The 7,423-nt window shown below is 51.7% G+C and carries 5 protein-coding genes; 1 reads left to right on the top strand and 4 read right to left on the bottom strand.

All coding sequences use genetic code 11. The features are described 5' to 3' along the window. Nucleotides 1-23: 23 nt before the first annotated feature. On the top strand, nucleotides 24-638 hold the full coding sequence (locus GX117_04375) for a hypothetical protein (GenBank protein NLO32579.1): 615 nt from the start codon (nucleotides 24-26) through the stop codon (nucleotides 636-638). A 51-nt stretch (nucleotides 639-689) separates the two neighbouring features. On the opposite strand, the gene GX117_04370 is transcribed toward GX117_04375, so the two are convergent. The 4 genes from GX117_04370 to GX117_04355 all read right to left on the bottom strand — a co-directional run. Continuing rightward, entirely contained in the window at nucleotides 690-2,060 is a 1,371-nt protein-coding gene (locus tag GX117_04370) for an APC family permease (protein ID NLO32578.1), read from the bottom strand. A 124-nt stretch (nucleotides 2,061-2,184) separates the two neighbouring features. Further along, the gene (locus GX117_04365) at nucleotides 2,185-4,164 is read right to left on the bottom strand and encodes a hypothetical protein (GenBank protein NLO32577.1); all 1,980 of its coding nucleotides are present in this window, start codon (nucleotides 4,162-4,164) and stop codon (nucleotides 2,185-2,187) included. A gap of 158 nt (nucleotides 4,165-4,322) precedes the next feature. After that, nucleotides 4,323-6,086 carry an RNA polymerase sigma factor RpoD gene (rpoD, locus tag GX117_04360; protein ID NLO32576.1) on the bottom strand — a complete coding sequence of 588 codons (1,764 nt, stop codon included), beginning with the start codon at nucleotides 6,084-6,086 and terminating at the stop codon, nucleotides 4,323-4,325. A 66-nt stretch (nucleotides 6,087-6,152) separates the two neighbouring features. Further along, nucleotides 6,153-7,423, bottom strand: a 1,271-nt coding sequence (locus GX117_04355) for a toprim domain-containing protein (protein ID NLO32575.1), incomplete at its 5' end; no start/stop codon positions are given.

Raw genomic sequence — 7,423 nt, 5'->3', positions numbered from 1 at the left:
TCATGATCAACGAGGTTACGCAAGTGAGCCACAAGCCTGTGGCGGAAAACCAATATTTGAAGCAAGTGGAAACTTTGTTGGCGGCGGGCACACCGATAGAAGGTATCGGTTTTCAATTCCATTTCTTTTCCAGAGACAACTTCCACAAATATTTTCCCCATGATCCTACCTTCCAACCCGATAATCTGATGACGGTCTATGAACGCTTTTCACAATTGGAGCTGCCCCTGTACATCACCGAAATTACCATTCCCGGCAGCGGCGACAATGGCTTTACCGACCAAGCGCAGGCGGTCAAACAATTATATCGACTCTGGTTCAGTATAAAAAGGATGGCAGGCATCACATGGTGGAACCTTGCCGATAAGACCGCTTACGGCAATGAAGGACAGGCCTTGGGCGGACTCACCGACGAAAACCTAACACCCAAACCCGTATGGCATGCCCTGGACCAACTGATCAATCAGGACTGGACGACCCAATGCACCGGCAAAACCGATGAAAAGGGACGCTTCAGCTTTCGCGGCTTTGCCGGCACCTATCAAATCAACGTTGTCCTCAACAACGAAAGGAAGCAAAGCTTTCACATATCGCTGCCGGAAGCGACAAAGGCCCTGATAACCTGCACGATAGATTGAATCTGAGCGCGTTTTTTTAGAGGGAGCCGCAACACAAGACAGCTGTGCCTGTCAAGGGCTGTGAAATTCGGACAGGCGCCGCCAATGGGCTTCGGTGAAAGTACGCGTTCTCACTTTATAGTAAAGCCCCACGAGCAGCGTCCACACCAAATATACTGCCACGATGATGGGTCGCTCATGGATAACCACAGCAGCGAAACCGATCGACGCCAACAAGACGATAACCGCACAGCCATACAATACGACAGGCGGGAATTGGATATAGGCGCGGGCATAATGTTCCGGGAAATGGGTGTACATACGGATCGCGGCTACACCCAATACACTTGAGATGGCAAGGATGCCGATGGCAGCCATATATCCGTAAAAATCCGTATCAAGGGGGCAGAGCAACAAGGCCGCTACGAGTAAAAAATAAAGAGATACCGCATTCTTGGGGCTGCCTGTGCGTCTGTCGATTTTCCCGAGACCTGCCGGCAACAAACCATCCCGAGCAAGGGCGAAGATCTCTCGGGGCAGCGTCAATGCGGCAGCGTTCAAAGCGGCACAGCCTGCCGTAAGCGCGCCTAAGCCGATAAAATGTACCCAGCCCGCTGGCAGAAAAAGCGATGCTGATTCTCGAAGAGGCGCCTTCAGCGCCGCATAGCGTTCCGCGTCAAAGGGAAGGGTGTTCACAAAGACGATGCCCACCAAGATATAAATGAGTGCAACCAAGACGCCGCCGATAAGCAGCGCCCGGGGAATGGTGCGCCGTGCATCACGGATTTCCTCGCCCATCTCCGCAATGATCTGGAAACCTAAACACAAGGCGTAGCATAAAAGTACACTCATTAGAAAAGGAGCGGGCGACGCAGAGGCGGGCAGCGAAAGGGATACGCCGCCATGAAAGAGCCCTGCCCCGGCATACAACAATAGGGCGCTCAGAAATTGCAGGGCAAGAACCAGCTGCAATGACAGAGCAAGCTGCACACCAAAGCAATAGATGATATAAAAAAGGATGAGGATGGCGACCGCTAAAATGCCTACCGGCACCTCCGACAAGATATAGCCTTGCAGGTATTGGGTTAAGGTGCGCGTGGCAACACATACGGAACAGGCACCGCCAAGCAGTACCCATGCAGAGACTAAAACGCCGGGACCGGGACGGATCATACGACTCACAAACATATAGCCCGCGCCCGCAGAGGGAAGAGAACCGGCAAGCTGGATAAGAGGAATAACACCCACCATACTGATCGTAATGGCGATTAGAAAAGAAAGCCAGATGGCCGTGCCCGCCAGTGCGCCAATATCACGAACCATGACAAAGATACCTGCGCCGATAACACCGCCTACCACCAGCGCGGAAGCACCTGCAAGACCGATGCTGCGCTTAAGCTGTAAGGGCTTCCCGGTACTATCCTGAGAGCTGTTCATAAGCATGATAGTGCCACAAAAGAAAGTGAAAACACAAAAGCTTAACTACACCGCAGGTTCATCTATAAACAACACATTAGATCTTATTTATCGGTTCTTGAAACGCTTTACGGCTGTGCCGTCCAATGACTCAAGGCATGGGTGTCGTTGTCTCGTCATCAGAGATGAATCCATAATAACGGCCGCGCCAATAGGCATCGATATACGCCGCGCCGCCCAAATCACGACGGCTATTCTTAGTAAACTGCAAGACCAAATGGCCCGGTTCCCAACTTTCGCCTTCGTCCTTGGAAATATAGAGACCCGCCGGCGTGCCCGCAAAAATCAAATTGCTATGCTTCGGTGTAAAGACGGTATCGCTGCGGGCAATGTCCAAGCCTTGTGTTTTAAGCTCCCAGTTGGCGCCGCCGTCGGTGCTTTTCATCACGCCTGCAGGATCCGCTCTAAACTGAAGCGCGCCCGATGCCGCTTCCTCGGGCTTCTCCGCAAGAAGCCAGTGGCGGTCCAAATCCCGTTCCCGTTTAAAACTGCTCGCATATACGGCTTTCTCGCGAATAGCGTAGACCGTGATGTTCTCGTCGTGCACCACCTGCACGTCCACAGCCGCACCGCCCATTTCCGGCACGCTCAGCTGCTGCCACCCTTCGCCGCCCGTCATAGACGCGTAAAACCCGTCCGCACAAGCGGTGTAAATCATACGTGACCGCGGTCCTGCTGCCACGGCGCGCACACGGGCAGGATAGACAGGATTGATGCAGTGCCACTGCGCCGCTGTGGCGGCTCCGTCGCGAGATTGATAGAGATCGCCTTTCGTATCAAAAGCGTAAATGACCTGATCATCCTCTTGCGCCACGGCGACTCCCAGCACGGTACGGCTTAGCCAGCCATCAGGATTCAGCAGATGCCCCTTCCAAATATATTCATTGTCCCAAGCAGCGGCATAGACGGGGTAGGGCGGCTTCAATTCCGGATGAAGGCTGCTCATGGTGGGGCGTATGAGCATGTCCGTGGGCCATGTCTGCAGCGCGTACAACCCTTCGCGCAAAGCCTTCTCGCGATGCGGAGCGTCAGGGCGCAAGCTAAAATAGATATAGGTGAACAAGGTCTGCCCGTCGTCTTTGTGGTTTGCCCATAACGCATCGGCAACCCCCCCATAGGCGGCAAGCAGTTCCGGATCCTTTTCAATACGGAACAAATTCTCAAGATGACAGAAAACATGTTCGGCGTCATCAAAATCCTTTTCCGTGCTGAGGCTGTGCAGCGTGCGCAAGCCGAATTGATCAATCAAGCGTTCATACATGGCGAGATACTTCGGATCACCCGTAGCATGATGAGCCGTTTTCGCGCCTGCAATCGCCATCATGATCCGCATGTTCAGTGTCTTGCCGTCGTGCAGTCCGAGTATAGGTGTATATTTACGACTGTCAAAATGCCGAATGTTAAGGTCATTGTCGACCCAGTACCCAACGAGTGCATCAATCGCTTCTCGGCAGCGTTCACGCTGTACTCCTTCCGCCGCCAGATCGTAATAGGCGCACAGACCCGCCGTGGCATCACTGTAGTTGTGATGGCTGGGACTGCCGCGCCAACGGAGGTCTTTATACGCGCCAGCGCCTTGATACCAAGCATTGCTGGAACGGTGCCCCTCCCGTTCTTCGTAGGATTCCCCGTGCCCCAAGGCGTAGCCCCGTGACTGGAGCCCCCGCACGCCCGTGACGAGCTGACATCGGTACAGGGCTTCAAAGAGTTCGTCGGCTCGGGCTTGGGCTTGCCCCACTTCTTCTGCAGGCGCTCCTGAATCTTTTAAGAACGCGAAGCGATAGGAAGCGCCCATCAGATAGTTGGCTGTCCAACATACTGCGTGTGCGATATTGCAGTAGCCCCGTGTCGAAATATCTACCGGGCTGCCGTCCAAGGGTAATTCCACCTGACTCGGATAGAGCCCCAAGATATTATGATGCGCCACGTTGTTCTCTTCGAGCATCTTTTCCTTGAGCTGCAAGGGCAATTTCCAAGAAGGCTCGTCAGCGCCCCTATCGGAGGCAGCGGAAGAGCTGGTCGGTACAGCAACAAGAAACAATAGGATAAGAACAACAAAAGGCCGCTTCATCAATGAATTCCTTCACCTTACCGGTACACGCCGTCACTTCGCGGGAGTGACCGTTTCTTTTTCGTTTTGATTGGGACAAAAAAAAGAACGTTCCTCCTGAAAGATCAGGAAAAAACGTTCCTTAACACAATCGGGATCATAGTCTAGACTGTGAATACTTACTCAAGGTTCCAATTTTCGAAAGGTTTCAGATTTTTAGAACGTGCAGGACGGCGCAGTTTACGCAAGGCTTTCGCCTCAATCTGACGGACACGTTCACGGGTAACATGGAAGACGCCGCCCACCTCTTCAAGGGTTCGCGGATAACCGTCGCCAAGCCCAAAGCGCAGACGTATCACTTGTTCTTCTGGTTCGGTCAAGGTTTTAAGCACTTCACCAAGCCGTTGTTGGAAGACCATGAAAGCCGCACAATTCGCCGGATCTTCGGCAAAGGGATCGGGGATGAAATCGCCGAATACGCTGTCGCCGTCATCACCAATAGGCATTTCCAGGCTGACCGCTTCTTGCGCAATTTTGAACACGGCACGGACCTTATCTGCACTCATGCCCATTTCAACTCCGATTTCTTCCGCTGTAGGTTCGCGCCCATAGACCTGAATCAAGCGGCGGCTGGTACGAAGCAGTTTATTAATATTTTCAATCATGTGCACAGGAATACGAATGGTGCGCGCCTGATCCGCGATGGAACGGGTGATCGCTTGACGAATCCACCACGTCGCATAGGTGCTGAATTTATAGCCACGCTGATACTCGAACTTATCCACCGCCTTCATCAAGCCGATGTTGCCTTCTTGAATGAGATCAAGGAAAGACATGCCCCGGTTGATATACTTTTTACCGATACTGACGACGAGACGCAAGTTCGCTTCAACCAATTCCATTTTCGCACAGTAAATCTTGTCTTCTTTCGTCGTGATGTCATGAATCAGCTCGTTGACCTCTTCCGGATTCATGCGGGAATCATTGCGGATTTGCTCCAATTTTCGGCGCGCAATCTGCAAGCGACGTTCCACCTCAAAAAGCGTTTCTTTTTCAATGCCATGCTTTTTAAGAACGCTCGAACTACGCCGTGACTGCGAACTCAGCTTAATAATTTCATCGCTGGGAAAACCGATTTCCCGTTCGATGCGGTCAATATCATCATGAGCCGTGGTAATGCGTCGGCGCAGCCCTTTAATCTTCCGACCAATTTTCACAATCTCACGGGGCTTTAGCCGGAAACTGCGAATCACCTCTATCTGCTGTTGGCGAAAGTCACGGATACGGTTGTGCACATTCTGACGGCTTTTTTCTGATAGGTTTGTGCGGCGAAGACGCTTTTCCTGGGCTTCAATCTTCAGCTCCAGCGCGCCGATCTTCTCCATGTTCTCCGGCAGCTCCTTCACAAAACGATTGTGAAATTGCGTGTCCTCTTCTTCACAAATCAAGTCAAATTGGAGACGTCCGGCAAGAATACGCGCGGCAAGCATCTGCGCCTCTTTAATCGTGAAAGGCGCGTTCAAAATCACATCGATCAGTTCATGTTCAGCGGCCTCAATGCGTTTGGCAATGACGATCTCCTGATCTTTGGTCAGTAGCGGAACACGGCCCATTTCGCGCAGATACATGCGCACCGGATCATCAGCGCGATCCGCCTTGCGATGCATCATCTGACGGCGCTGTTCCAGCTTTTTCGCTTGCTCTTCCTGTTTCTTTTTCGCAGCACTCTTGACACTGTCCAGTTTCAAATCATCGACAATTTCAATTTCTGTGTCAGACAAAGAAATCATGATGTCGTCGATTTGTTCCACACTGGCATTTTGCGGGAGCAAGGTGTCCAATTCCTCATAAGTAATCGTCTTACTGCTCTTGGCGCGCTCAAGGGTTTCTTGGGCTTCCGGAGAGGACAAAATCTCAGTCGCTGTGCTATCTTTCTTGTTCACACATAATCCTTTACTGCAAGTTGATACATAGGCAAATAGTGAATACTATGGTCATTAGTTATTTCTTTATTGTTGTTGTGTGGAAAGCGCTTCAATGTTGCGCTTCAAAGTAACAATACGGTCATATAATGATGTCGTACGCGCCGTGTCCTGATCACGCTGTGCTTCTTGAAGCTGTTGATGCAGACGGTGGATCTCGGCGTTCCAAGCATTCTCACGAAAACGAATTATAAGTTCATTCACGATAAAATGGGCTCGTTCTTCATCCATTTTGTCCACGACGGACGCCGCCGAAAACAGCGCCTGTTCTGCTTCCGTTTCAAGCTCACTCATAAGCAGATCTGTGTCTGCGCTGCGACATAAGCGCCCGGCTAGAATAAACGCCGGCAAGTCCGACTCTATTTCATCGAGAAGCTCCAAAACCGAAACGTGGAGATCAGGATAGAACATGAGCGCCGCGATAAAATCGACATGATCTTTCGTCGGCTTGCTCGCAGCAGCCCCGGCGTCTTTACCGCTCGAAACCCTGGTCATACGGGCAGGGCCGCGCTGATTGCGCCAATAATCTTCGAAAGCACGCTTACATTCCCAAATATGAATGTTGAGACCGGAAGCGATGCGATGTAAATACTGATCCACACGAAGGGGCTCGTCCATGGAACGCAACAACCCGAAAAGGTTCTGCGCCACTTCTGTACGCCCTTCGATAGTCTCTAATTGATCGCGATTCATAGCGATGTAATAACTGACAAAATCTTTGGCATTTTCCAACCGGGACGCGAAAGCGTCTGCGCCTTCATCACGAATATAATCATCAGGATCTTTCGCGTCGGGAAGCGTCAACGCACGCACCGTCAACCCGGCATCTAACAACAGGCTGATACCGCGGAGCGCCGCACGGATGCCCGCGGCGTCACCGTCGTAAACGACCACCACCTCCTGCGCATACCGTTTGATCAACATGGCCTGTTGAAAGGTCAACGCCGTGCCGCAGGTCGCCAGGCAATAATTAAAGCCCGCGTCAAAACAACGCATGAGATCAAAATAACCTTCCACTAAAACAGCACAGCCTTTTTTACGAAGACCGTCACGGCATTCATGAAGACCATATAATACTTGGCTTTTCTTATAAATAATCGACTCCGGCGAATTGATGTATTTCGCTGGACTGTCGCCAAGATCGCGGCCGCCAAAAGCAACCACATTACCCGAAACGTCACGGATAGGAATCATTAAACGATTGCGAAAAAAATCGTAGAGACTGCGGTCACCGCGACGTACCAAGCCCGCTGCCATTAACTCCGTCTCGCGGAATCCTTCTTTAAAGGCAGCATCAC

Source organism: Candidatus Hydrogenedentota bacterium (assembly GCA_012523015.1).
Lineage (GTDB): Bacteria > Hydrogenedentota > Hydrogenedentia > Hydrogenedentales > CAITNO01 > JAAYBJ01.
This window is presented reverse-complemented; position numbering and strand designations above follow the sequence as displayed.

What these genes read in the sequence shown, in the direction of transcription:
- GX117_04370 (NLO32578.1), bottom strand. Translation starts at nt 2,060, where the DNA reads ATGCTTATGAACAGCTCTCAGGATAGTACCGGGAAGCCCTTACAGCTT.
- GX117_04365 (NLO32577.1), bottom strand. Translation starts at nt 4,164, where the DNA reads ATGAAGCGGCCTTTTGTTGTTCTTATCCTATTGTTTCTTGTTGCTGTA.